General features: G+C 75.5%; 17 protein-coding genes and 1 tRNA gene. 10 read left to right on the top strand and 8 right to left on the bottom strand.

From position 1 onward, the window contains the following. Positions 1–380 precede the first annotated feature (380 nt). Together ACZ6NC_RS22705 and ACZ6NC_RS22710 are read right to left on the bottom strand one after the other, a co-directional pair. Positions 381–1,751 carry a PP2C family protein-serine/threonine phosphatase gene (locus ACZ6NC_RS22705; protein WP_465735655.1) on the bottom strand — a complete coding sequence of 457 codons (1,371 nt, stop codon included), beginning with the start codon at positions 1,749–1,751 and terminating at the stop codon, positions 381–383. Positions 1,752–1,902: 151 nt separating this feature from the next. Then, the gene (locus tag ACZ6NC_RS22710; protein WP_465735657.1) at positions 1,903–3,291 is read right to left on the bottom strand and encodes an NAD(P)/FAD-dependent oxidoreductase; all 1,389 of its coding nucleotides are present in this window, start codon (positions 3,289–3,291) and stop codon (positions 1,903–1,905) included. Positions 3,292–3,844: 553 nt separating this feature from the next. On the opposite strand from ACZ6NC_RS22710, the gene ACZ6NC_RS22715 reads away from it, so the two are divergent. Next, positions 3,845–4,786 (top strand): helix-turn-helix domain-containing protein, encoded by a 942-nt coding sequence (locus ACZ6NC_RS22715; protein ID WP_465735493.1) that lies wholly within the window; start codon positions 3,845–3,847, stop codon positions 4,784–4,786. A 606-nt stretch (positions 4,787–5,392) separates the two neighbouring features. Further along, on the top strand, positions 5,393–7,474 hold the full coding sequence (locus tag ACZ6NC_RS22720) for a sigma-70 family RNA polymerase sigma factor (RefSeq protein ID WP_465735495.1): 2,082 nt from the start codon (positions 5,393–5,395) through the stop codon (positions 7,472–7,474). Between the two features lie 78 nt (positions 7,475–7,552). On the opposite strand, the gene ACZ6NC_RS22725 is transcribed toward ACZ6NC_RS22720, so the two are convergent. From ACZ6NC_RS22725 to ACZ6NC_RS22735, 3 genes are all read right to left on the bottom strand, one after another. Beyond that, positions 7,553–8,257, bottom strand: coding sequence for a DsbA family oxidoreductase (locus ACZ6NC_RS22725; RefSeq protein ID WP_465735497.1), 705 nt, complete (start codon positions 8,255–8,257; stop codon positions 7,553–7,555). Positions 8,258–8,355: 98 nt separating this feature from the next. Continuing rightward, a complete protein-coding gene (locus tag ACZ6NC_RS22730) occupies positions 8,356–8,877 on the bottom strand; it encodes a universal stress protein (protein WP_465735499.1) in 522 nt (173 codons plus the stop codon). 163 nt (positions 8,878–9,040) lie between these two features. Then, on the bottom strand, positions 9,041–11,242 hold the full coding sequence (locus tag ACZ6NC_RS22735) for an asparagine synthase-related protein (RefSeq protein ID WP_465735501.1): 2,202 nt from the start codon (positions 11,240–11,242) through the stop codon (positions 9,041–9,043). Between the two features lie 742 nt (positions 11,243–11,984). On the opposite strand from ACZ6NC_RS22735, the gene ACZ6NC_RS22740 reads away from it, so the two are divergent. The 7 genes from ACZ6NC_RS22740 (at position 11,985) to ACZ6NC_RS22770 (ending at position 20,950) form a co-directional block, all read left to right on the top strand. Next, a complete protein-coding gene (locus tag ACZ6NC_RS22740; protein WP_465735503.1) occupies positions 11,985–13,412 on the top strand; it encodes an MFS transporter in 1,428 nt (475 codons plus the stop codon). Positions 13,413–13,962: 550 nt separating this feature from the next. Then, on the top strand, positions 13,963–15,552 hold the full coding sequence (locus tag ACZ6NC_RS22745) for a TROVE domain-containing protein (RefSeq protein WP_465735505.1): 1,590 nt from the start codon (positions 13,963–13,965) through the stop codon (positions 15,550–15,552). A gap of 105 nt (positions 15,553–15,657) precedes the next feature. Beyond that, positions 15,658–16,893 (top strand): L-2-hydroxyglutarate oxidase, encoded by a 1,236-nt coding sequence (gene lhgO / locus ACZ6NC_RS22750; protein WP_465735507.1) that lies wholly within the window; start codon positions 15,658–15,660, stop codon positions 16,891–16,893. A gap of 78 nt (positions 16,894–16,971) precedes the next feature. Beyond that, the gene (gene trmB, locus ACZ6NC_RS22755) at positions 16,972–17,802 is read left to right on the top strand and encodes a tRNA (guanosine(46)-N7)-methyltransferase TrmB (protein ID WP_465735509.1); all 831 of its coding nucleotides are present in this window, start codon (positions 16,972–16,974) and stop codon (positions 17,800–17,802) included. A gap of 126 nt (positions 17,803–17,928) precedes the next feature. Then, positions 17,929–19,218 carry a PrsW family intramembrane metalloprotease gene (locus ACZ6NC_RS22760; protein WP_465735511.1) on the top strand — a complete coding sequence of 430 codons (1,290 nt, stop codon included), beginning with the start codon at positions 17,929–17,931 and terminating at the stop codon, positions 19,216–19,218. A gap of 50 nt (positions 19,219–19,268) precedes the next feature. Then, a tRNA-Met gene (locus tag ACZ6NC_RS22765) sits at positions 19,269–19,342 on the top strand. Positions 19,343–19,810: 468 nt separating this feature from the next. After that, positions 19,811–20,950, top strand: a complete 1,140-nt coding sequence (locus tag ACZ6NC_RS22770) for a hypothetical protein (RefSeq protein ID WP_465735513.1) — start codon at positions 19,811–19,813, stop codon at positions 20,948–20,950. 3 nt (positions 20,951–20,953) lie between these two features. On the opposite strand, the gene ACZ6NC_RS22775 is transcribed toward ACZ6NC_RS22770, so the two are convergent. From ACZ6NC_RS22775 to ACZ6NC_RS22785, 3 genes are all read right to left on the bottom strand, one after another. Beyond that, a complete protein-coding gene (locus ACZ6NC_RS22775) occupies positions 20,954–21,700 on the bottom strand; it encodes a class I SAM-dependent methyltransferase (RefSeq protein WP_465735515.1) in 747 nt (248 codons plus the stop codon). Positions 21,701–21,868: 168 nt separating this feature from the next. Then, a complete protein-coding gene (locus ACZ6NC_RS22780; protein ID WP_465735517.1) occupies positions 21,869–22,582 on the bottom strand; it encodes a sensor domain-containing protein in 714 nt (237 codons plus the stop codon). A 112-nt stretch (positions 22,583–22,694) separates the two neighbouring features. Beyond that, positions 22,695–23,309, bottom strand: coding sequence for a GNAT family N-acetyltransferase (locus tag ACZ6NC_RS22785; RefSeq protein WP_465735519.1), 615 nt, complete (start codon positions 23,307–23,309; stop codon positions 22,695–22,697). Positions 23,310–23,352: 43 nt separating this feature from the next. On the opposite strand from ACZ6NC_RS22785, the gene ACZ6NC_RS22790 reads away from it, so the two are divergent. Continuing rightward, positions 23,353–24,225 (top strand): hypothetical protein, encoded by an 873-nt coding sequence (locus ACZ6NC_RS22790; RefSeq protein ID WP_465735521.1) that lies wholly within the window; start codon positions 23,353–23,355, stop codon positions 24,223–24,225. The last annotated feature ends 62 nt before the right edge of the window (positions 24,226–24,287 follow it).

Raw genomic sequence — 24,287 nt, forward strand, 5'->3', positions numbered from 1 at the left:
CTGTTGAGTTCTCAAGGAACGGACACTTCCTTCGGACCGCCTTCCAGCGGGCCCTCCGGGCGCTTCGTTCTTTCGTGTTTCCAGCTTACCAGATGTTTTCCGCTCCGTTTCCGGCGCTTCGTTCATCCAACTCGCTGCTGTCTTCTGCGGCTTGACGCCCCGTCCGACGTTTCAAACTCTAGCCCATCCCCGCTTCAGAAAGCGAATCCGGCCGCAATCCATATAAACGGGCACACCAAATAAGACCCGAGCCGCGTTGCCGAAAAAGGCAAGACGCGACCCAGCCCGAACCGGGAAGTGATGTTTCTAGGGATTGGCTGCCCCGGGACCGTCCGCGCCGATGCGTGTCCGGTGCTCCCTGCCAGGCAGCTCGAAGAACACTAGACCTCTTGAGGGCTCGGGTCAACCCCCGACCCCGGCCCTTCCTGCAGCTCCTGCCGGGGCTCCAGCTCCGGAGGGTGCTCCTCGGCCGGCAGCTGGAAGGCGAGCACCGCGACGTCGTCGTCGTGCTCCGCGGTCACGCCCATCGCCCGGAGCAGGCGGGCGCAGATGACCTCGGGGGCGCCGACCGCACCGGTGAGGGTGCGGGCGAGCAGGTCGAGGCCCTGGTCGATGTCCTCGTCCCTGCGCTCCACCAGGCCGTCCGTATAGAGGACGCCGGTGGTGCCGGGGAGCAGGCGCAGGGTGTGCGAGACGTGGACGCCGCCGCCGGTGCCGAGCGGCGGGCCGTTCTGTTCCTCTCCGCGCAGGACGGTGCCGTCGGGGCAGCGCAGCAGCATGGGGAGGTGGCCGGCGGAGGCGTAGGTGAGGGTGCGGCGCTGCGGGTCCCAGACGGCGTAGGCGCAGGTGGCGATCTGGTTGGCGTCGATCTCCATGGCGAGGCCGTCGAGCAGGCTCATCACCTCGTGCGGGGGCAGGTCGAGGCGGGCGTAGGCGCGGACGGCCGTCCTGAGCTGGCCCATGACGGCGGCGGCGCGCAGTCCGCGGCCCATGACGTCGCCGATGACCAGTGCGGTCCGGCCGCCATCGATGGCGATGACGTCGTACCAGTCGCCGCCGACCGCGGCCTCGGCGCCGCCCGGCTGATAGGTGGCCGCGACCCGGAGGTCCGCCGGCTGGTCGAGCTTCTGCGGGAGCAGGCTGCGCTGGAGGGTGACGGCGGCCTCGCGCTGCCGGCGTTCGGCCTCGCGGAGGCGGGCGGCGGCGAGGACCTGGTCGGTGACCTCGGCGGCGAAGATGAGGACGCCGGCGGGCGGCGTCTCCTTCGGCTCGTCGGCCTCGCCGAGGTCCGTGCGGTGTTCCTGGCGGCTGAGCGGGACGCAGGAGACGTTGTAGTAGCGGTTGCCAGTGAGGCCGAGGATGCAGCGGGCCTTGACGCTGCGCGGGCGGCCGCCGCGGATGACCTGGTCCATCAGGGGCAGGACGCCCATGGTGCCGAGTTCGGGCAGGGCGTCGCAGGCGGGCAGGCCAGTGGGGCGGTCGCCGAAGAGTTCGCGGTAGGCGCGGTTGGCGTAGCCGAGCTGGTGCAGCGGGCCGTAGGTGACGGCGACCGGGGCGGGGATGCGGTTCAGCACCTCGCGCAGGTCCTGGGGGCGCTGCGGGTCGAGCACCTCGGTCGGGCTGACGAGGCTGGTGGGGTCGCGTGGGCTGGGGACCACGACGTCGCCGGACGGCGCGCCCTGGTCGGTGCCGCTCCCGGTGGGCGGGGCGGCACGCCAAGGGACTCCGGTGAGCCGGGCGCTCCAGCGCATGAGATTCAAACGACGGCCGCTTCCTCGGTTTCCAGGCATATCATCACTTTTTGTATGCGCACTGGCACACGGGGTAATGACTCGGTTGGGCAGATCCTGTCAGGCGAAGGCCCGATTCCGGAAGTCGCGCGCGCACGGCGCGGCCGTCATGTCAGTCACAACCGGGCCCGGACCTCGGCCCGGAGCCGGGCCCGGAGCCCGGACCGAACCCCGCCTCGAACTCCGCTCGCGGGTGCTCGACCGCCCCCAGCGAGACCACCTCGCGGGAGAACACACCGCCCAGCAGCCAGTCCATCAGAACCCGCACCCGCCGGTCGGTGCTCGGCAGCCGGCGCAGGTGCCGGGCCCGGTGCAGCCACCAGGCCCGCCGGCCGGTCAGCCGACCACCGCGCCGGGTGTGCGCGACGGCGCGGCGCAGGCCGAGCGAGGTGGAGCAGGCCGCGCGGTCCGGCCGGTACTCGGTGATGCCCGCCGCCCGTGGGCCGCCCTCCAGCGCGACGAGCACGTTGGCGGCGAGCAGCTCGGCCTGGGCGAAGGCGTGCTGGGCGTTGGGCGCGCAGGGCGCCCCGTCGGCGTGCGGGTCGGGTACGGCGGCGCCGTCCCCCGCGGCCCAGACCCCGGGCAGCGCCCGGCCGTCCGGGCCGACGGCCTGCAGGGTGGCCAGGCAGCGGATCCGGCCGGAGGTGTCCAGCGGAAGGTCGGTGTCGCGCAGCAGCGGGGACGGGCGCACCCCGGCCGTCCAGACGAGGGTGCGGGCGGCGAAGCGGCTGCCGTCGGAGAGCGCCATGACCCGCCCGGCGGCCGACTCCAGGGTGGTGTGCAGCCGGACGTCGACGCTGCGCTCGCGCAGCTGGGCCAGGGTGTGCGCGGCCAGTTCGGGGGACTCCTCGGCCAGGATCCGGTCGGAGGCCTCGACCAGCACCCAGCGCAGGTCCTCGGGGCTGATGTTGTGGTAGCCGCGGACCGCGTGCCGGGCCATGTCCTCCAGCTCGGCGAGCGCGCCGACGCCGGCGTAGCCCGCGCCGACGAAGACGAAGGTGAGTGCGGCCTGGCGCAGGGCCGGGTCGCGGGTGGCGGAGGCGAGGTCGAGCTGCTCCAGGACGTGGTTGCGCAGGCTCACCGCCTCGCCGACGGTGGAGAAGCCGAGGCCGTGTTCGGCCAGGCCGGGGACGGGCGCCGTCCGGGAGACCGAGCCGGGGGCCACCACCAGGACGTCGTAGTCCAGCTCGACGGGGGCGGGTGGTTCGCCGTGCCCGGCGGCGTCGGCCCAGGCGCGGCGGGTGGCGTGCTCGATCCGGGTGATCCGGGCGGTGAGGACGCGGCAGTCCGGCAGCGCGCGGCGCAGCGGGACGACGACGTGGCGGGGATCGATCGAACCGGCCGCGACCTCGGCGAGCAGCGGGTGGTAGGTCAGGTAGGACTGCGGTTCGACCACGGTGATCTCCACGTCGCCGCGGCGTAGCCGCTCGCGCAGGCCGCGCTGGAGATGCAGCGCGGCGGACATCCCGGCGCAGCCGCCCCCGACGATCAGGATCCTGATAGCGCACCTCCTGCCGAAGTGACCTTTCCCCCGGCCCCGTCGGCCGGGGCACCCCCCACCACGCCCTCCATGAAGGACCGTCGGGGGCCCTCTTGTCCACAGTCCGTACCGAGGCAGTTGGGGCGGGAGTGGACAGGTGGGGCCGGATGTGCTGCCGGGGCGAGTTTCTGACGCACTTTCGGCTTTCAATGGCCGTGAACTATGGTCGGATTGCGTGTCGGAGCGGCCATCGCCATGTCAACCGGCGGCGACGCACCGTGGAGCGGCCATTACGGCCAGTTCCAGCGTTGGCGGGAGCAACCCGACTGCGGGAGCGTGATCCGGGGAAGGGTAGTCCCGGGCGAGGCCTCGAACGTGTGGTCTTCATGCGTATGCGGTCGGACATGTGCGTCCGGCGATCGTGGTCGGGCACCACCTGGGCAGAGCGAGCGGCACGACCGGCACGAGCGATGGGTCATCGGGTCATTTCTGACAACAGACGGAGCTGCACCGGGGGGTGCAGGGGCGGGCGACGACAGGGTCCGGGATCGGGCGCCTGCGGGGGAGAGTTGGGATGATGGAGCAGGATCGACTGTTGGGGCGGGACGCACCGCGTGCCGTCCAGGGTGTAGTGCCGGAGCAGCGCGGCCCCGCGGACCTTCCGGCGCAGGCCGGGATGGCGTACGCCGGGGTGCCGTACCGGGCCGAGCCGCCGCGGGGCGGTGGCGGGCCCGCGCCCGGGGCCCGGCTGCGGGTGGACGCCCGGCGGAATCTGGAGAGCGTGCTGCGTGCGGCCCGCGAGGTGTTCGGCGAGTTCGGCTACGGCGCCCCGATGGAGGAGGTCGCGCGCCGGGCCGGGGTCGGGGTCGGCACCGTGTACCGGCGCTTCCCGAGCAAGGAGGTGCTGGTCCAGCGGATCGCCGCCGAGGAGGTGGCCTGGCTGACCACCCAGGCGCGCGAGTCGCTGTACGGCGGCGGGGGCGCCTGGGAGTCGCTGGCCGGTTATCTGGCGCGGGCGGTGTCCACGGGTGCCGGGCGGCTGCTGCCGCCGGAGGCCTTCCGGTACGCGGAGGAGCTGGGCCGGGTGCCCGGGCAGCGTTTCGGCGATCCGGCGGGGGCGGGCGGGCTCCTCGGGGGCCGGTTCGAGCCATCCGGCGCACGAGCGCACGGCACCGGACCGGCCGCTGCCGGGGCGCAGCAGGGCGTCGGGGAGCCGGCGCCGGCCGATGCGGACCCGCGGCTGCTGCTGCAGCTGCTGGCCGCGCTGGTGGCCCGGGCGGGTGCGGCGGGCGAGCTGCGCCCCGGGGTGACGGTGGCGGACGTGGTGCTGGTGCTGACCGCCTCGGTGCCGGTGCACGCCACGCGCGCGGTGGCGGGAGAGCCTGCGCACGCCTCGGCGGCGGCCCCGGAGGGCGGTTCACCCGCGACGGGTGCCCGGCAGACGGGCGGTCAGCTTGCCGAGGGCCCGGCCGACAGGCTGCTGCAGATCCTGCTGGACGGCCTGCGGGCGCGCTGAGCTCAGGCGTGCGGAGGGCGTACGCCCCTTTCGGGCGGGTGAGTTGGGCGTCGGACCGGCGCGCGCGATTGGGGCGCGCGCCCCGTTCGGCCGCCGTTTTCCCCGGCGCCGGGCCGGGGCCGAACACATCCGCGACGGCCCCTCGGAAGAGTGGGTCACGGCGGTCCGGCTACCGCCCAACTCTGCGCTATGCCATCCTTTGCCCGTGGTTGGAGCCAATGTCCCGATGCGCGCCGTTCGTGCGCACTCGGCGCCGTACGACGGGGAATCGTGCGCCCACGCACTCCCGCGCGCCCTGCCACACTACGGGGGCTGTCGTGGAATCTGGGGTCCGTTGTGAGCGCCGAGGAACAGAACGACTACGGCTACGGCCTCGACTTCGGCCGGTCCGGCACGGGCGGGCCGCAGAGCGCGGCTGACGGTCCGAGCGTCGGTTCGCCCGGTCACGCGTCGGGGCACACGCCCGGCGCCCTGCCGGGGCGGACCGGGCCGTCGCATCCGGGGCACCAGCGGTCCGGACGCCAGGGGGCAGGACACCAAGGGAGCGGACACCAGGGGGCCCAGGGGAATCCCGGGAATCCCGGACAGGTGCCGGACCAGGCCGGCATGCCCAGCCGCGAATCGCTCTCCGCGTCCGCCGCCGCGCTCCCGCCCACCCGCGTCCCCGGCCAGGCCCCGGCCGGCCGGGGCGGTGTCGCCCCCGAGGCCTTCGTCGGCGACGGCGTCCCCGCCCGCCCGACCGTACCCGCCCCCGCCGACCCGGTGGACGGCGAGCGCCCGCCCTCCGACGCCGAGTTGACCGCCCTCGTCCGGGCGGGCGACGACGCCGCGTACGAGGAGATCTACCGCCGGCACGCCGACTCGGTGCGCCGCTACGCGCGGACCTGCTGCCGGGACAGCTTCACCGCCGAGGACCTCGCTGGCGAGGTGTTCGCCCGGACCCTTCAGGCGCTCAAGGCGGGCAAGGGGCCGGAGTTCGCCGTCCGCGCCTACCTGCTGACCGCGGTGCGCAACGTCGCCGCCGCCTGGACCCGCAGCGAGCGGCGCGAGCAACTCGTCGACGACTTCGGCGCGTTCGCGCAGACCTCGGCCGCCACCGTCGACCTCGACCTGGCCGACCCGGGGGCCGACGCCTGGGCGATGGCGATGGCCGACCAGCGCATGGTGATGCAGGCCTACGCCGAACTGCCCGAGGACGACCGGGTGGTGCTCTGGCACACCGAGGTCGAGCGGGAGTCCCCGAAGACCGTCGCGGTGATGCTCGGCAAGACCGCCAACGCCACCGCCGTCCAGGCGCACCGGGCGCGTGACCGGCTGGCCGCGGGGTTCCTCCAGGCCCACGTCTCGGGCAGCCAGGACCGGGCCTGCGAGGCGTACGCCAACCGGCTCGGCGCGTACGCGCGCGGCTCGCTGCGCAAGCGGGCGTCGGCCGAGGTCGGCCGGCATCTGAAGGAGTGCGACCGGTGCACGGCCGCCTGCCTGGAACTGTCCGAGATCAACCACGGTCTGCGCGTGCTGCTACCCGGCGGTGTGCTGGTCTGGGTCGGTGTGGGTGGCTTCAGCGCCGCCGCGGCCGCCGTGGGCGGGGCGGCGGCGGTCGGCGGTGCGGCGGCCGGAACGGCGGCGGCCACGTCGGCGGCCACGGGAGGTGCGACGGCCGGCGCGACGGCCGGCGGGGCCGCCGGTGGTACGGCGGGTTCCGGGAGCGGGGCCGTCGGTGCGGCGGTCGGTGAGGGGCTGGGCGCCGCGGCCAAGGCCGGGATCGCCGCCGCCGTCGCGGTGGCCGCGGCCGCCGTCGCCGCGTACGCGCTGACCGGCGGGACCGAACCGAAGCCCCCGCTGGCCGCTCCCCCGGCCTCATCCCCCGCTGTGCCCGCGCCGCCGCCGGCCCCACCAGCGCCGCCGCGCCCGGCCCCGAGCAGCGCCGCGCCGGCGTCGACGGAGGAGCCTGCGCCGAGCCCGTCCGCCACGCCGTCCCCGAAGGCCCCGCCGAGCCCGGCGGCCAAGGCCGTGCCGCCGCCACCCGCGCCGGCCCCGCGCCCGCCGTCGCCGACGCCCACACCGACCACCGCACCGACGCCGAAGCCCCAGCCGCCGAAGCCCCCCGTCCCGGAGGTGCCGACGCCGGTCGTGCCGCCGGTGCCCACGCCGGACGTGCCCGTGGTGCCCACCCCGACGCTCCCGCCGGTGCCGACCCCGCCGAAACCGACACCGCCGAAACCGACACCGCCGGCCCCGACCGACTTCTGGGCCGACGACCTGCCGGTGCACAAGCCCGGCAACAACCGGGTGCCGACGCCGGGCCCGAGCATCCGGCAGAAGGGCAGCGACTGGTTCTGGCAGCGCGACAGCGTCTCGATCGGCGGCACCCGGCACGCGCACGGCATCACCGTGCACGCGCCCGCCAGTACGCAGATCGACCTCAACCGCAGCTGCACGTCCTTCGACGCGCTGGCCGGGGTGGACGACATCACCGCCTCGCCCGGCGGCGTGATCTTCTCCGTGCAGGGCGGCGACGGTCGCACGCTCTGGAAGTCGCCTGTCCTGGCCACGGGGGACGACGCGGTGCCGGTGCACGTGCCGTTGGACGGGCAGCAGTCGATCCGGCTGGTGGTCACCCCGGCACACGGCGTCTGGTCGCTGCTGAACGCGGCGGACTGGGCCGAGGCCCGCTTCAGGTGCGTCTGACGCGGTGAAGCGGGCCTCGGGGGGCTTGCTCGTGGTGCTCTTTCGGACAGCCGGCGCCCGCGGTGGGCTGCGGGCCGGTCAGATCGCGCAGGAGCCGTCCGCGCAGGCCTCGCCTGCCGGGGCGACCTGCACCGGCGCCGGACGCCGCTCGCCGATCTCGGTGGCGACCTGCTCCAGCACCTTGCGGAAGGTCTCGGCCTCCTGGCCGCCCTGGACCGCCCACTTGCCCTCGAAGACGAAGGTCGGCACGGCGGTGATGCCCAGCTCGCGGGCCTCGGCCAGCTGCGCGCGGACCTCGGCGGTGCCCTCGTCGCCCGCCAGGTAGGACGCCACCCGGTCGCGGTCCAGGCCGGCCGCGACGGCGACCTCGGCGAGCGCCGCGCGGTCGCCGACGTCCACACCGTCGGTGAAGTGCGCCTTGAGCAGCGCCTCCTTCAGCCGGCCCTGGACGGCCGCGCCGTACTCGGTCTCGGCGAGGTGGAGCAACCGGTGGCCGAGGAAGGTGTTGGCGTGCAGCGCGGCGTCGAAGTCGTAGGTGATGCCCTCGGCACGGCCCAGCTCGGTCACCCGGGCGTCCATCGCGACGGACTGCGGGCCGTAGCGCTCGGCCAGCCAGGCGCGGTGCGGGCTCGCCGTGGCCGGCGCGTCCGGCACCAGCTGGTACGGCCGGTAGACCACCTCGACGTCCTCCTTGCCCGCGAAGCCGTCGAGCGCCTCCTCGAAGCGGCGCTTGCCTATGTAGCACCAGGGGCAGGCGATGTCGGAGTAGATCTCGACCTTCATGACGGAGGTTCTCCAGGGGTGGGGAGGATCGGTTGCGAGATAGGTGAACGATGAACCATCTCGGGACATTCCCGGCAGGCCGATCCCCACCGGGGCGGTCAGGGGTTCGGCGGTGCGGGGACGACCAGGACCGGGCAGATCGCGTGGTGGACCGCCGCCGAGCTGACCGAGCCCAGCAGCAGCCGGGCGTAGCCGCCGTTGCCGCGGGTGCCGAGCACCAGCGTGTGCTGCCGGGCCGAGGCGGCGAGCAGCACCTCGATCACGTTGCCGAGCACCACGTGCAGCGACAGCTCCCCCTCGTACCGCCGGATCCGGGCCCGCTGCACGGCGGCCACCGAGCGGCGCAGGCCGTCCGCCATGCTCTCGACCAGCGTCTCGACGCTCTCCTGCACCAGTTCGGCCATCCCCGGCGGGTACCCGGCCGGTGCCGGGTTGACCACCGCGAGCACGTACAGCGGCAGGCCGAACCGCTCCGCCTCGGTCATCGCCCGGTCCAGCGCCCAGAGCGAGCCGTCCGAACCGTCGCACGCCGCCAGCACCCCGGGCGGGCGACCCGTCGGCGGCCGGCCGAGCACCGACAGGACGACGGGAACGGACGGATCCGGGCTGGCGCTGGTCACCACGGCCTCCACGGTTGCGGGACGGACGGGACGGGATGGCGCCATGATTGCCCGCACCGCCCATCCGGACGGGCGAGCCGCGCCGGGCCTTCACAGCCGGGCCTTCACAACGGGCCCGCGCCCCGCCGTGCTCCTGCGGGTCGGGCGAGGCGAGCCGGGGTAGTCAGGCGAAGCGGGCCGGGGCGAGCGCGGTGCGCTGGGCGAGGGGGAGGCCGGTCCAGCAGGCACCGTGGCGGCGGGCACGGACGCGGCGCAGCCAGAGCTCGGTGGCGACCAGTTCGGCGAGGCCCGCCAGGGTGCCGGGCGGCAGCGGGGCGGACGGGTCGGCGGAGCGGGCCAGGCCGGCGCGGACGGCGGGGAGGTCGATCAGGCCCGCCTCGGCGAGCAGCGGGGCGTCGAACAGTTCGGCGAGACCGTCCGCGGCGAGCCGCAGGCCGGCCCGGGCGGGGGCGGTGCGGTCGGGGCGGGGGCTGCGGCCCCAGTCGGACGGCAGGTCGGTGCGGCCGGCGCCGGTGAGCACGGCGTGCAGCAGGGCGGGCCGGGCGCCGGGCTGGAGCCGGACGTCGTCGGGCAGCAGGCGGGCCGCGCGGACCACCTGGTTGTCCAGGAACGGCGCGTGCAGCCGCTGGCCGGGCTGCTCGGCGACGTGCACCAGCGTGCGGAACCCGCGCGCGTATCGGTGCAGGGCGTGCCGGGCCCGGCGCGCGCCGGGCAGTTCGGCGGGCGCCGGTTCGCGCGCCGCCAGCCGCAGCCGCAGGGCGACCGCGGAGAGCGCCTCGTCGGAGAGCCAGCGGGCCGCCGGACCGGGGACGCACCAGGCCAGGTCGTCCGCCGAACGCGCGCCGGCCGTCCCGCCACCGTCCGGGACGTGCCGGAGTGTCAGCTTCACCGCGGCGTCGTCGAGCGCCTCGGCGTAGCGGATCCGCGAGAGCCGGTGGGCGGCCCGGACCACGGTGAGCGGGGTTCGCAGCGCACCGGCCAGGACGCCGACGGCGGCGCGGTCGGCGCCGGCCAGCGCGGCCACCGGGGGCAGCAGTTCGCGCGGGCGCCCGGCCCGGACCAGATCGGCGAGCCGGGCCGGGTGCCCGTCGAGGACCTGGCGGGCGCCGTAGCCGGTCAGATGGTCGGTGCCGCCGGCGTCGAAGCGGGCCTCGGCCCGGGCGGCGGCCACCAGTTCGGGGCCCGGTTCGTCGGTGAGCCGGCCGGCCTGCGGGTCGGCCCGCAGGTCCGCGTACGGGAGGGTGCCGGGGCCGGGGGCGAGCACGGTGTGCCGCAGCCGGGGCAGATCAGGGGCGAGCGCGAGGGTGGCCGGCGTCTCGGTCTCGCCGAGGGTGACGGCGGCCAGTTGCTCGGGGGCGGACGGTGTCCGGGCGGACGGGCGGGCCCAGGAGCCCTTCACGGCCCCGCTCCGGGCGCCCTCGCCGGTCTGCGCTCCCCGGACCAGCGGTGCCCCGTGGGCGGGGATGCCCGCACCCGGCACCGGGGCGAGCGGCACGGCGGCGGCGAGCAGGGCGACGGTGGCGGACGCCGTCCCGTACGAGAGGTCGACGCCCAGCCGGGCCCGGCCGCCGTCCCCGCTCCCGCGCCCGGAGCCGGGGCCGGAGCCGGAGCCGGGCGCGGGGGTACGGACCCGCGAGCGGACCGACTCCAGCAGGGCACGGGTGAGTTCGCGGACGGCCGGCGCCTCGCCGCGCTGCTGCGCCGCGCCGGCGGGTTCGTCGTACGCCGAGAGGTAGGGGTGGCCGCCGCGGATCGCCAGCGCGTGGCCGGGCGGCACCTGCCGGACGCCGAGGTACGGGGTGCCGGTGCCGAGCGCCTCCGGGGACTCGGGGCAGGCGAGCCGGGCGGCGAGGTGGCCGGTGTCGAGGGGCGCGCCGACCAGGTCGGCCAGCGGGAGGGCGGCCGTCGCGTACGCGGTGCCACCGGCCCAGGGGGTGTGGAAGACGGGCTGGGCGCCGGCGAGATCGGTGAGCAGCACGGTGGACCGGGTGCCGGTGCGCAGCACGACGGTGTAGCTGCCGGGCCAGGAGGTGAGGTGGCGGACGGCGCCGCCGCGGGCGGCGGCGAGGCCGGCGGCCAGTTCGGCGTCGGAGGCGCCGCAGTGGCCGAGGACGGCGAGCCGGGTGGTGGCGGGGGTGTCCTCGACGGGGTCGGGGCCGGCCGGACCGGTGGTGACCGTGGCGCGGACGCCGGGGCGGAGGGTGACGAGGCGGATCTCCCCGGGCCGCCAGTCGCCGACCGCCCAGAGCGGATTGGGGCCGGTCCAGAGGGGGCGCGCGGCAATCGGTGCCACCGCATCGGGCGCCTCGTGCGCCGGGGCGCCCGCCCGGGGCGCGCCCGTGCTCCAGCCCGTCAGCCACCGCATCGCGCCTCCACCGGACGAGGACCTGCCGCCGTGCGGCGCGTCCGCCGCCGGGCAGCCCCTTGCCAGCCCATGGCGCGCCGCGGCGGCTGCCCGCAATGGATCCGGCGCGCCGTCAGGAGACATCGTGCCACCGGTTCGCCGTCCCGTGACCGGAGTTGGCGTTTCCGATTTCGTGGCGCCGGGCTGCACCCGGCTGCACTGCCGGGCCGCTCCGCTTGCCATGCCGAGCGGCTCCGCGGCTCCCGCCGGGCGGGCCGGGCCTCCCCCTCCATGGCCCGGACCGCCCTCACGGCCGCCTTGTCATGGCCATCGCAGGATGGCCGAAAGGCGTCGTTCGGCCCGGGAGGGCATCCGCATGCCCTCCCGGACTCCGCCACCGTCCGCGGGGATTGAGACGGCGGCATCCCCCGGCCCGCCGGGTCCTCGACGGCGGGCCGACCCACGACCACCAGCGAATCGCCGACCAGCCGGTCGGGCCAGGGGGCACGGCCGGGCGCACATCGACACGGGACCGGAGCACAACGCTCCGGCGCGCGGCCGGACCCACCACCCGCGGCCGGTTCCGGACGGTCCGGACCAACCCCGCCGGACCACCCGCCGGCCGCCACCGGGTGCGCGATCCCGCCATCCGGAATGCGGCCTCTTAACCCTCGGAACGCGTCCGACTACTCTAGGTACAGCAGCTACGGCCCGGTGCCGCCCGGGCCCCGCGCACAAGGCCGCAGGAGGTGCCGCCGCCACCATGACCGTCAGCCCACGAGGACCGAACGAACGGCTCGGCACGCTCCTGACCCTCGCGCAGATCAGCAACGCCGGCCTGGCCCGCCGGGTCAACGACCTCGGCGCCCAACGCGGACTGACACTGCGCTACGACAAGACCTCGGTGGCCCGCTGGGTCAGCAAGGGCATGGTCCCGCAGGGCCCCGTCCCGCACCTGATCGCCACCGCGATCGGCGGCAAGCTCGGCCGGCCGGTGCCGCTGGAGGAGATCGGCCTCGGCGACACCGACCCGGCACCCGAACTCGGCCTGGCCTTCCCGCGCGAGGTCTCCGAGGCGGTCCGCTCGGCCACCGACCTCTGGCGGGTCGACCTCGACCTGCGGCGCGGCCCCGGCGGCGGCCGCTGGAGCGACAGCCTGGCCGGCACCTTCTCGGTCGCCGCGTACGCAACTCCCGTCTCCCGCTGGCTGATCACCCCGGCGGACGGCTCGGTGGCCCGCGAGGCGCCGCGCACGCCCGCCGACGCGAGCTCGTACCGGGTCGGCCACTCGGACGCCGCCAAGCTCCGCGAGGCCGCCCAGGAGGCCCGCCGCTGGGACTCCAAGTACGGCGGCGGGGACTGGCGTTCCTCGATGGTCCCGGAGTGCCTGCGGGTGGAGGCGGCGCCGCTGCTGCTCGCCTCGTACAGCGACGCGGTCGGCCGGGCGCTGTTCGGCGCGACCGCCGAACTCACGCGGCTGGCCGGGTGGATGGCGTTCGACACCGGCCAGCACGAGGCCGCCCAGCGCTACTACATCCAGGCGCTGCGGCTGGCCAGGGCCGCCGCCGACGTGCCCCTCGGCGGCTACGTGCTGGCCTCGATGAGCCTGCAGGCCGGCTACCGGGGCTTCGCCGAGGAGGCGGTCGACCTCGCCCAGGCCGCACTGGAGCGCAACCGGGGGCTGGCCACCACCCGCACCATGAGCTTCTTCCACCTGGTCGAGGCACGGGCCCAGGCCAAGGCCCGCAATGCGGCGGCGTGCGCGACGGCGCTCGGCGCGGCGGAGAGCGCACTCGAACGGGCTCGCGCTGGGGATCCCGATCCGGCATGGATCGACTTCTACGCCTACGACCGGCTCGCCGCCGACGCCGCCGAATGCTTCCGCGACCTCGGAGTGCCCTCCAAGGTCCGCCAGTTCACCCGCGAGGCACTGGCCCGGCCCACCGAGGGCTACGTCCGCTCGCACGGGCTGCGGCTGGTCGTCTCCGCGATGGCCGAGGCCGAGGCCGGCAACCTGGACGCGGCGGTCGCGGCCGGCGAACGCGCCGTCGAGGTGGCCGGCCGGATCTCCTCCCAGCGCAGCCGCGAGTACGTGGTGGAGATGCTCCGCCGCCTCGAACCGTTCCAGGGTGAGCGCCGGGTACGGGAGTTGACGGAACGGGCGCGCACGGTGATCGTCGCCCCGGCGTAGCGGCGCACGGCGGTAATTCGGATGCACGGGCGGGAGAGGCCTGGCTATGGTCTCTCTCGTCCAGGTGCGCAGGCCGGGGTTACTTCCCTTCCAATGGAGTGTGTCGCGGGTTCGAGTCCCGTCATCGGCCTTCGGGCCGGTGTAGCTCAGCCGGTAGAGCAGCTAAACGTCACCCCAGCCGTCCTCGATCTCTGGACACCACATTCCTGAATAGGTTTTCCGCACCTCCCGGTGCGTCGGCAGCGGTTACTTCCTGGTGAGGCGTCGGTACGACGCTGCGGTTCGAGCCCGCACAACACCGCCGCCACCATTGATCTCGGGAGGCAGAGCGCCGGGGGTGCCCGGTGCGCAGGCGGGGGTTACTTCGGATCTTGCGGTTCCGGGTTCAAATCCCGGGCGTGCCGTGCGCGAGCACGGCCGCTAGCTCAATCCGGTAGAGCACAAGGCATACACCTCCGCCGACGCCGGCCGCCGGGCCGGCACGATCTCGGGCACCCCTTCCTTCGCCATGCCTCCTGCGCGTTCCACCAGTCAGCAGGGGGATATCACCATGTCGCGTTTCAACGTCCGTACAGCCAAGCCGAGTCCGAGCTCGCCCGTGACCACCACCGGGCAGCGCACCGTCAACCACAACGGCGGCACCGGATTCCTGCGCGACGCCAAGTCCGAACTCTTCCTGCTGGCGGTGGCCAACCTCGTGGGCCAGGACACCTTCTACGAGAAGGGCGGAGCCCGCGACGACCGCTACACCGCCCTGGTGCGCGAACTCGCCGTCGCCGACCCGGAGTGGACCCTCGGCCTGCTGCGCTGGCTCCGGTCCGGCGCCCACCTGCGCACGGCCGCACTGGTCGGCGCCGCCGAGTTCACCCGTGCCCGGCTGGACGCCAAGGCACCCGGCTTCTCCCGGCAGGCCGTCGATGCCGCCCTCCAGCGCGCGGACGAGCCCGGCGAGCTGCTCGCCTACTGGACGTCCCGCTACGGCCGCGCGCTGCCGAAGCCGCTCAAGCGCGGCATCGCGGACGCCGTCCGGCGGCTCTACCACGGCCGCTCCCTGCTCAAGTACGACACCGCGTCCAAGGGTTACCGCTTCGGCGACGTGCTGGAGCTGACCCACCCCTCGCCCGAGCCCTCCAAGCCGTGGCAGGGCGAGCTGTTCCGCTACGCGCTGGACCGCCGGCACCGGCCGGACGAGGCCGCCCCGCCCGCGTCCGACGGGCTGCTCACCGCCAACCGCGAGCTGCTCGCGCTGCCCGTCGAGGAGCGACGGGCAGCGGTGACCGCCGAGGGCGGCGCCGAGCGGCTGGCCGCGGCCGGGCTCACCTGGGAGGCGCTGGCGGGCTGGCTGCAGGGGCCGCTGGACGCGGCCGTCTGGGAGGCGGTCATCCCGTCCATGGGCCCGATGGCGCTGGTGCGCAACCTGCGCAACTTCGACCAGGCCGGCGTCTCGGACGAGGTCGCGGCCGAGGTCGCACGGCGGATCAGTGACCAGGACGAGGTGCACCGCTCCCGCCAGTTCCCGTTCCGCTACCTCGCCGCGTACCGGCACGCGCCGTCGCTGCGCTGGGGGCACGCGCTGGAGACCGCGCTCTCCCACTCGCTCGCCAACGTGCCCTCGCTGCCCGGCCGGACACTGATCCTGGTCGACCGCTCGGGCTCGATGTTCGACCGGCCGAGCGCGCAGACCCAGCTCAACCGGGCCGACTCGGCGGCGATCTTCGGAACGGCCCTGAAGGTCCGGGCCGCCGACGCGGACCTGGTCGAGTTCGGCTCCACCAGCCGGGTCGTCGAGGTGGGCAGGGGCGAGGCGGTGCTGCGCGTCCTGGAGCGCTTCGGCAACCTCGGCGGCACCGCCACCGCGGAGGCCGTCCGCACCCACTACCGCGGCCACGACCGGGTCGTCATCGTCACCGACGAGCAGACCGGCCCCGGCCACTGGAACGGCGACCCGCTGGCCGCCGTCCCGGCCGAGGTGCCCGTCTACACGTGGAACCTGGCCGGCTACGCCCCCGGCCACGGCCCGAGCGGCGCGGCGAACCGGCACACCTTCGGCGGGCTGAGCGACGCCGCGTTCCGGCTGGTCCCGCTGTTGGAATCGGGGCGGGACGCGACCTGGCCGTGGCTGGAGCCTACGGGCCGCTGAGGCCCCCTCGACCGGCTCCGCCCGCCGTGGCAGCATCGGCGGGCGGGGCCCCTCCTGCCCGACGGCGGGCGAGGAGGGCGGGCCGGGCGGAGCGAGGAGCGAGCGGTGGCGTACGACGTCGACGTGCTGGTGGTGGGCGGGGGGATCGTCGGGCTCTCCACTGCGTACGCGCTGACCCGGGAGCGGCCGGGGCTGCGACTGGCGGTGCTGGAGAAGGAGACCGGTTTCGCGGCCCACCAGACCGGCCGCAACAGCGGGGTCATCCACAGCGGCGTCTACTACCGGCCGGGCTCTCTCAAGGCCCGCTACGCCGTCGCGGGTGCCGCCGAGATGGTCGGGTTCTGCCGTACCCACGACATCCCGTACGAGGTGACCGGCAAGCTGATCGTCGCCACCGACCCGGCCGAGCTGCCGCGACTGCAGGCGCTGGCCGAGCGCGGCCGGGAGAACGGCATCCCGGTCGCCGAGCTCGACCGCGCCGGCATCGCCGGGTACGAGCCGGAGATCACCGGCATCGCCGGGCTGCACATCGGCACCACCGGCATCTGCGACTTCCCCGCCGTGGCCGGCACCTACGCCCGGCTGGCCCGCGAGGCCGGCGCGGAGCTGCGGACCGGCACCGAGCTGCGGGCCGTCGCCCGCCGGGCCGACGGGGTGACGGTGCAGACCTCCGCCGGGGAGCTGCGCTGCCAGGTGCTGGTGAACTGCGCGGGCCTGCACAGCGACCGGATCGCCCGGCTGGCCGGCGACGACCCCGGCGTGCGGATCGTGCCGTTCCGCGGCGAGTACTACGAGCTCGCCAAGGACCGCCGGGAGCTGGTGCGCGGCCTGGTCTACCCGGTGCCCGACCCGGCGTTCCCCTTCCTCGGCGTGCACCTGACCCGGGGCATCCACGGCGACGTGCACGTCGGCCCGAACGCGGTGCCCGCGCTCGCCCGCGAGGGCTACGACTGGCGCACCGTCCGCCCGCGCGACCTGGCCGGCACGCTCGCCTTCCCCGGCACCTGGCAGATCGCCCGCCGGCACTGGCGGTACGAGCTCGGCGAGCTGCACCGCTCGCTCTCCAAGCGGGCGTTCACCACCGCCGTCCGACGGCTGCTGCCGGCCGTCACCTCCGAGGACCTGGTACCGGCCACCGCCGGGGTACGCGCCCAGGCGGTGACCCGGGACGGCGCGCTGCTCGACGACTTCGCCTTCGCCGGCTTCGACCCGGACGACCCGCGCTCCACCCGCCGCCTGGTGCACGTGCTGAACGCGCCCTCCCCGGCGGCCACCGCCTCCCTGCCGATCGGCCGCGAGGTGGCCCGCCGGGCGCTGGCCGCGCTGGAGGCGGGCGGGTGAGCCGGTGCGAGGGCCCCGCGTCACGTGCGTCACAGGCCCTGCGGCCCGTACCCGGCGGCCCCGTAGACTCGGGTGATTGTGACTGCCACCGCCCCGATCCCCCAGCAATCGCCGTCCGCCCGGCTCTCCGCCGCGCCGGCCGGCTACCCCGCGCCGATGTACCCGCACCGGGCCACCGAGGCCCAGCACAGTGAGCGGCGGATCCGCAGCTTCCAGCCGCGCCGGGGCCGGATGACCAACGCCCAGGCGGGCGCGCTGGACCGGGGCTGGGAGAAGTACGGCATCGCGATCGACGGCAGCCCGCTCGACCTGCGCCAGCTCTTCGACGGCCTCCCGGTCACCCTGGAGATCGGCTTCGGCATGGGCGAGACCACCGCCGCGATGGCCGCCGCCGACCCGGCGACGGCCATCCTCGCCGCCGACGTCCACACCCCCGGCCACGGCAACCTGCTCGGCATGCTGGAGCGCGACGGCTCGCAGAACGTGCGGCTCGCCGCCGGCGACGCCGTGATCCTGCTCCGCGACATGCTCCCGGACGCCTCCCTGGCCGGCCTGCGGGTCTACTTCGCCGACCCGTGGCCCAAGCCCAAGCACCACAAGCGCCGGCTGGTCCAGCCGTCCTTCCTGGAGCTGGTGCTGCCCCGGCTGGCCCCCGGCGCCCTGGTGCACTGCGCCACCGACTGGGAGCCGTACGCCGAGCAGATGCTGGAGGTGCTCACGGCCTCGCCCGAGCTGGAGAACCTGCACCCCGAGGGTGACGGCACCGGCTGGCTGGAGCCCGCGGACCACCCGGACGGCAGCGTCCCCGGGTATGCGCCGCGGCCGGACTGGCGGCCGGTCACCAAGTTCGAACGGGCCGGCATCGCCAAGGGCCACGTGGTGCACGACCTGCTGTTCCGCCGCCGCTGAACCGCCGCCGGGCGTTCGACCCGGCGGCCCCGCGGTGCCCGTGGAACGTGATCCGGCCCGGCCCGGACGGGGGGATTCGTCCCGAGTCCTCCCGTAGGGCCGGTGCCTTGGCCTACCCTGTGCCGGGTGAGCAGCCCGTCCGGCGGCGGGTTCCGGGCCACCGTCCGGGCCGCCGAAGACGACCGAGCGATGCCCACGCGCACCGCCGGCACCCGCGCCATCCCGGGGCCCCGGAGGCGCCGGGCCCACCGGACCGTGCCCTGGCCGCCCGTCCCCGTGCCCGTACCGGCGCCGGCCGCGCTGCCCCGGCTGCCGCGCCCCGCCCGCTCGGTCGCGCTCTCCTCGGTGACCGCGACCGCCGTCCTCACCCTGGCCGGCTGCGGCGTGCTGATCCTGCACCTCGTCCGCCGCCAGACCGGGACCACCGGGCTGCTGGTCGGCCTCGGCCTCGCGATGGTCCCGTTGCCCTTCGTCCTCGGTGGCCTCGCCTGGCTCAACCAGACCGCCCGGGTGCCGCTGCGGCACACCGTGTTCTGCCTCGGCTGGGGCGCCTTCGCGGCGACCACCGCCGCCATCCTCGCCAACGGCTGGACCAGCACCTACCTGACCGCCCACCAGGGCAGCCTCGGCGAGATGCTGGGCGCCGACCTGGTCACCCCGGTGATCGAGGAGAGCGCCAAGGGCGCCGCGCTGCTGGTCCTGCTGCTCCCGCTCGGCCAGCGGCTCCGATGTCGCGGCCACCGCGCCGACCGCCCCTGCGCGACCGTCCTGCGCCCGCTCCCCGGCCCCCGGCCGCCCCGCCCGTACGACCGGCGGCCCGCCCTCCCGCACGCCCGCGGACGGCTGCGCCCCTACCTGCGCCCGCTGCCGTACCTGCGCCCCTACCCGCTGACCCACGACCGCCCGCGCGCCCGTGCGCGGCCACGGACGCTGGCCGCCGGGGTGGTCCTCGGCGGGATCACCGCCTGCGGCTTCGCCTTCACCGAGAACGCGCTCTACCTGGGGCGCGCCTTCACCGACGACCAGCAGCAGCGGCTGGACAGCATCGGCCTGGGCGCCTCGCCCAGCCTGCGGGACTTCGACGGCACGGTGCAGACCTTCGTCCTGCGCGGCCTGCTCTCCCCGTTCGCCCACCCGCTGTTCACCGCGCTCACCGGACTGGGCCTGGCCGTCACCCTCACCACCGGCCGCCGCTGGCTGGCCCGCCTGGCCGCGCCCGCCGGGCTGCTGCTCGCGATGACCCTGCACGGCACCTGGAACGCCGCCGCCGACCTCGGCACCCACGGGTTCCTGCTGGTCTACGCGGTGCTGATGGTGCCCTGCTTCGCCGCCCTGATCTGCTTCGCCGCCTGGGCCCGGGCCCGCACCGCACGCCATGCCGCCCGCCGGGCGAAGGGCCCGGAGCGGGGCCGCTGAAGAAGCGATTTCCCATCCGGGCGACTTCCCCGTATTGTTGTGTTCACCGACGCGGGGTGGAGCAGCTCGGTAGCTCGCTGGGCTCATAACCCAGAGGTCGCAGGTTCAAATCCTGTCCCCGCTACTCAGTAGCACGAAAGGCCCGGAGGATCCGTCCTCCGGGCCTTTCGCATGTCCGCCCCCCTGATGTCCACCCTCTGCTGTCCGGGGCCTTCCGCGAATAGCGCGAATAGCGCGAATAATCCGTTGCCCTCCTTCCGGGGAGCTGCCTACAGTGGCGGCACACTGAAAGGAGGTGATCCTGGTTGAGTACCGTCAGGATGTGTGAGGTGGCTGCTCGCTAGAGCCGCCCCTGCCTGCGTAGGGCGAGGTCCTAGGCCTCCGGCAGGCGAAATCCCAAGCAGTCACCCGGCCCGTGGGCTCACCGGAACATCCCCGGTGCCTCGGCGCCAGGCCCCTCACAGGGCCGGCGCGGAGGAGCAGCCCACGGGCTGTCTGCGTTTCCGGGGCCGGTCCGGGGCGTTTCGGCCGCCCGGCTCCGGCGCTAGAGTCGGCCCGGATTCCGTAGCGGGACGGGCACAGGGGGTACGCGATGGCGGGGACGACCCGGCGGGCCGGGGGCGGGGCGGCCGGACGCGCGGCGCAGCGGGGGGCGGCCGGGGTGCTGCCCGGGGTGGGGGTGCTCGGGCTGCTGCTGTTCTCGCTCGGCCGCGAGCACGTCTGGCAGGCGCTGGGCGGCGGCCTGGTGGTGGCCGGGGCGTCGGTGGTGCTGGGCGGTGCGCTGGGGTTCCTGTTCGGGGTGCCACGGGTGCGCAGTGGCGCCGGCGGCCCCGGCGCCGAGCCGCACGGCTCGTACGCGCCGAACACCAATCTGGAGCAGGTCTCGGACTGGCTGACCAAGGTGCTGCTGGGCGTCGGGCTGACCCAGCTCGGTTCGCTCGGTGAGCGGCTGCACCAGCTCGGTACGGCGCTGGCTCCCGCGCTGGGCGGGGACGAGGGCGCGGTGCCGTTCTCGGCGGCGCTGGTCCTCTACTTCCTGGTGTCCGGTTTTCTGGCCGGATGGCTGGTGACCAGGCTGACGCTGCCGCAGGTGCTCTCCGACGCGGACCAGGCGCTGGACCTCTTCCTGGCCGGGCAGGACCGCGACCGCCGGGGCGACAAGGTGGGCGCGGACGACCTGCGGGTGCGGGCGATGCAGCACCTGGGCCTGCTCGGCGGCAGCGCCGACCGTGCCGACGAGCCGGCCCGCCGAGTGCCGCCGGGCACGGCGGCCGGTCCGGCGACCGTGGTGGCCGAGGTCCGCTCGACGGCACGGCGTTCGGCGCTCACCGCGAACCAGGTGCGCGAGCTGTTCGCGGACGGCTCCGAGGGCCGGCGGATCCAGGCGCTGGCGCTGATGCAGGGCGATCCGGCGCTGGCCGACCTGCCCAGCGTGCTGGAGGCGATCGAGCACCCGCGCTCGGGTTTCGAGCAGTACAACGCGCTGCTGGCCGCCCGCGGCCTGCTCTCCCGGCTGTCGGCCGCCGAGGCGCAGCAGCTGCGCGGGGCGGTGGCCGGGCAGCTGGTGGCGCCGGACGGCATCCCGTACGGCTCGGACCGGAGCTGGCTGGCGGAGAAGATACTGTCCCGGCTGGAGGCGACGGGGGTCATCCCGCAGCAGGCCGGCCCGGCCGACGAGCCGCAGCCGACCGGCCCGGCCGAAGCTCCGCAGCCTGCCGAACCGCCGCAGTGACCACTACCTGACGCCGGCCCGGCGGCGGTGGTCGGCGGCCCGGAGGACGAGCACGCGCCCCGGGCGGCCCGCGCCGCCGGCCGGGAGGCGGCGGACCTCGCTGGCGATCCGGCGCTCGCCGAGGGCGTGCCGCAGCCCGTCGAGGTGGGGGCAGTGGCGGCCGGCGCCGTCGCACAGCGGGTGGACCCGGACCTCGCCGTCGGGGGCGGTCACCCGGACCAGCTCGGTCAGCGCGGCCACCTGCCGCTCGGGGCCGAACAGCTCCGGGTAGGCGAAGATCAGATACCCGCTGAGGGTGAGGGCGAAGGTGCCGTCGGCGAACGGCAGCCGGGGCAGCGCGGCGGCGACGTACTGCTGCGGGTGGGCGGCGGTGTCGGCGGTGAACAGCCGGCGGGCCCGGTCCCAGCTGCGCAGGTAGCGGCCGGACGGGTGGAAGTACGGCGCGGGGTACAGGTCGGGGCGGGCCTCCAGTGCGGCGGCCATCGATGCCCGGGCGGCCGTCGCGCGGGCCTCGATCTCGGGGACGGGCCGGGCGTACGCCGGGTCGGTGGCGATCACGTGGCAGCCGAGTTCGCGTGCCTCGGCGGCGAGGCCGGCCGCGCCGCCGGGGCAGTCGAGCAGCGGCCCGGGGAGGGCTGCGAGCTGGGCGCGGGTCAGGCCGAAGAGGCCGCAGTACTCGTCCAGCGGGCGTGAGGTGACGAGGACTCCGGCCGCCGGGCCGGGGTCGCCAGGGGTGGCGCGGGCGCTCATTCGGCCATGCGAACACGGGCCGGCCCCGCCCGCATCCGGAGTGTCCGGGCGCGGGCGGGGCCGGTGCGGGGCAGCGGGCCGAAGGGCCGGGGCCTGCCTCCCGGTCGCGGCCCCGGCAAGGATCCGGGAGCAAGGACCGGGATCCGGGATCCGGGATCCGGGCCCGGCTCAGCGGCCGAGCAGGCCCCGGACGGCGAGGCGGTTGACGTTGGTCAGGCCGCGCACCAGCTGCGGGGTGAGGAAGACGAAGAACAGCCCGATCAGCGAGACCCCGGCGATCTGCAGCGGCGACTGGACGTAGTAGACGTGCTCGACCCCGTGGCTGTCCCAGAAGTCGAAGAGCCGGTAGCCGGGCCACTCGGTGTAGGTCGGGAAGACCCAGTGGTAGACCGGGTAGAGCGCGAGCGACCAGCCGATCACCAGGAAGACCAGCGACACCGCGAAGCTCAGCACCGCCCACGGGAGCATCCCCACCTGGTAGAGCACGGCCTTCCAGCCGGCGGCGTCCGCCAGCCGCGCGGTGATCGCGCCCCAGGCCCCGGGGCGCACCACCCGCACCGGCGCCGGTCCGGGCACGTCGAGCGCCAGCATGGAGCGGGTCCGGGCCCGCTCCAGCCGGCCGAGGCCGCGCGCGCCGCTGGTCAGCCCGGCCAGGACCGGGAGGCCGAGGACGGTGAGGAAGGTGCCGAGGCCGAAGCAGAACACGGTGACGGCGAAGGTGAAACCGATGAGGGCGACGGGCAGGCCGCCGAGGGCGAAGCCCAGCTCCCGGTAGAAGTAGGAGGAGAACGGGGCCCGCCAGGCGTACGGCGGCTCCTGGGTGCGGCGGACGCCCTCGTACCGGTCGTACTCGCTGCGCTGCATGCTCTCGCTGGTGCTCATGGCCTGGGCCTCGGTCCTCGGGTCTGCGGCGGTGCCGGTCGGGCTGATGGCTCAACCATGTCAAACGGCGGGCCGGGCGGACATCCGGCTCCCCGGCGAGGCGGGGGTGGGGTTAACCCCCGGTCGTCCCCCGTGCTCGGCGCGGCGGCCACTCGTCGGCGAGCAGCGGCGGCCACTCGTCGGCGAGCAGGGAGTACTGGAAGGAGTCGTGCCAGGCGCCGCGCAGGTACACGTGGTGGCGCACCCGGCCCTCCTGCTGGAAGCCGGCCCGGGTGAGCACTCGGGCGGAGGCGTCGTTGGCCACGTCCACCCGGGCGGCCAGCCGGTGCAGGCCGAGCGGCCCGAACGCGAACGCGCAGAGCAGCCCGGTGATCTCGCCCGCGTAGCCGTTGCCCCAGGCGTCGGGGCGCAGCGCGTAGCCGAGGCAGGCGGAGCGGTGGCTGCCGAGGGTGAGGGCGGCGTTGCCGATCGGGGTGGCGTCGGCCGGGTCGGCCGCGTCGGCGTGCCGGGTGACGGCGAGCCGGTAGACCGTCCGTTCGTCCTGGAGGGCCTCCTCCAGGTACTGCTCGATCTGGTCGGCGCAGTCCTCGCGGTCGCGCGGCTCGAAGGGCAGGTAGCGGGTGGCCTCCGGGTCGCCGAAGATCGCGTGCAGCGCGTCGATGTCGCCCGGCGTGTGGTGGAACTCGCGGATGGCCAGGCGGGGGCCGGTGAGTCGGACGGGGACCATGTCTGCCGACCCTACCCGGGGCTTTCCGGTTACCGTACGTGACATGGAAGAAGAAGACCTGCGGCTCGCCCCGCGCACCAAGGCCGCCGACCTGCTCGCCTGGGCGGAGGCCGAGGGCCGCGCGCCGGTGGCCGAGTCCCCGCTGCGGGCGGTGCTGGCGCTGCTGGAGCTGGGCGAGAGCAGGATGCACGACGGCTGGCCGGAGCTGACCTCGGATGCCGTGGAGCAGCTGCTGTACGAGCGGCTCCACCTGTACGTCCAGCCCGCGCCGGAGCAGGACCCGCTGGCGTACGGAGAGGCGGTACGGCTGCTGATCGACCACCAGCGGGCGTCGAAGCGGCTCAACGCCAAGCGGCAGGAGCGGCTGCACGCGGAGGCCGAGTGGCAGGGCGAGGTGGCGGCCGGGCTGCTGCGCCGGGCCGACCTGGTGACCTGGCCCCGGCTGTACGCGGTGCTGCTGTGCGCGCACGACGTGGACCTCGCCGACGAGGCGGCGGTGCGGGAGTGGCTGGCGGCGTTCCGGGAGCTCGCGGAGGAGGACCGGCGGGCCGCGTTCGAGGCGCTGGCGCCGGCCGGGTGGCTGGACGAGGCGGACGAGGAGGGCTGGGGCGCGACCCGGGTGCTCTCGGTCGGGATGGCGACGGACGGTGCGCGGCGGCTGCTGGAGCAGGGCCTGATGCGGCGCAGCTACCGCAATCTGGCGGAGCTGACGGCGCTGGGGCGCCCGATGCCGGACGAGCTGGCCGGGGACTTCGGGGCGTTCGAGGAGGCGGCGGTCGAGGCGGCGCTGGACCTGTTCGGCGAGTGGACGGTGCCGGGGCTGCCGCGGCTGCTGGTGGCGGAGTTCCCGGACCTCGCGCCGGAGCCGGGTCAGGAGGAGATCGACGCGTACCTGGCGCAGCTGCCGGCGGAGTGAGACGCGGGAGGGCGCCCCGGCCGGGGCGCCCTCTCCTCGCGGTGCGTCAGGGGGTGCGGTGC

Source organism: Kitasatospora sp. NPDC041988, assembly GCF_055588525.1.

What these genes read in the sequence shown, in the direction of transcription:
- ACZ6NC_RS22705 (WP_465735655.1), bottom strand. Translation starts at nt 1,751, where the DNA reads ATGCGCTGGAGCGCCCGGCTCACCGGAGTCCCTTGGCGTGCCGCCCCG.
- ACZ6NC_RS22715 (WP_465735493.1), top strand. Translation starts at nt 3,845, where the DNA reads ATGATGGAGCAGGATCGACTGTTGGGGCGGGACGCACCGCGTGCCGTC.
- ACZ6NC_RS22720 (WP_465735495.1), top strand. Translation starts at nt 5,393, where the DNA reads ATGCCCAGCCGCGAATCGCTCTCCGCGTCCGCCGCCGCGCTCCCGCCC.
- ACZ6NC_RS22725 (WP_465735497.1), bottom strand. Translation starts at nt 8,257, where the DNA reads ATGAAGGTCGAGATCTACTCCGACATCGCCTGCCCCTGGTGCTACATA.
- ACZ6NC_RS22735 (WP_465735501.1), bottom strand. Translation starts at nt 11,242, where the DNA reads ATGCGGTGGCTGACGGGCTGGAGCACGGGCGCGCCCCGGGCGGGCGCC.
- ACZ6NC_RS22740 (WP_465735503.1), top strand. Translation starts at nt 11,985, where the DNA reads ATGACCGTCAGCCCACGAGGACCGAACGAACGGCTCGGCACGCTCCTG.
- ACZ6NC_RS22745 (WP_465735505.1), top strand. Translation starts at nt 13,963, where the DNA reads ATGTCGCGTTTCAACGTCCGTACAGCCAAGCCGAGTCCGAGCTCGCCC.
- ACZ6NC_RS22770 (WP_465735513.1), top strand. Translation starts at nt 19,811, where the DNA reads ATGGCGGGGACGACCCGGCGGGCCGGGGGCGGGGCGGCCGGACGCGCG.
- ACZ6NC_RS22775 (WP_465735515.1), bottom strand. Translation starts at nt 21,700, where the DNA reads ATGAGCGCCCGCGCCACCCCTGGCGACCCCGGCCCGGCGGCCGGAGTC.
- ACZ6NC_RS22780 (WP_465735517.1), bottom strand. Translation starts at nt 22,582, where the DNA reads ATGAGCACCAGCGAGAGCATGCAGCGCAGCGAGTACGACCGGTACGAG.
- ACZ6NC_RS22785 (WP_465735519.1), bottom strand. Translation starts at nt 23,309, where the DNA reads ATGGTCCCCGTCCGACTCACCGGCCCCCGCCTGGCCATCCGCGAGTTC.
- ACZ6NC_RS22790 (WP_465735521.1), top strand. Translation starts at nt 23,353, where the DNA reads ATGGAAGAAGAAGACCTGCGGCTCGCCCCGCGCACCAAGGCCGCCGAC.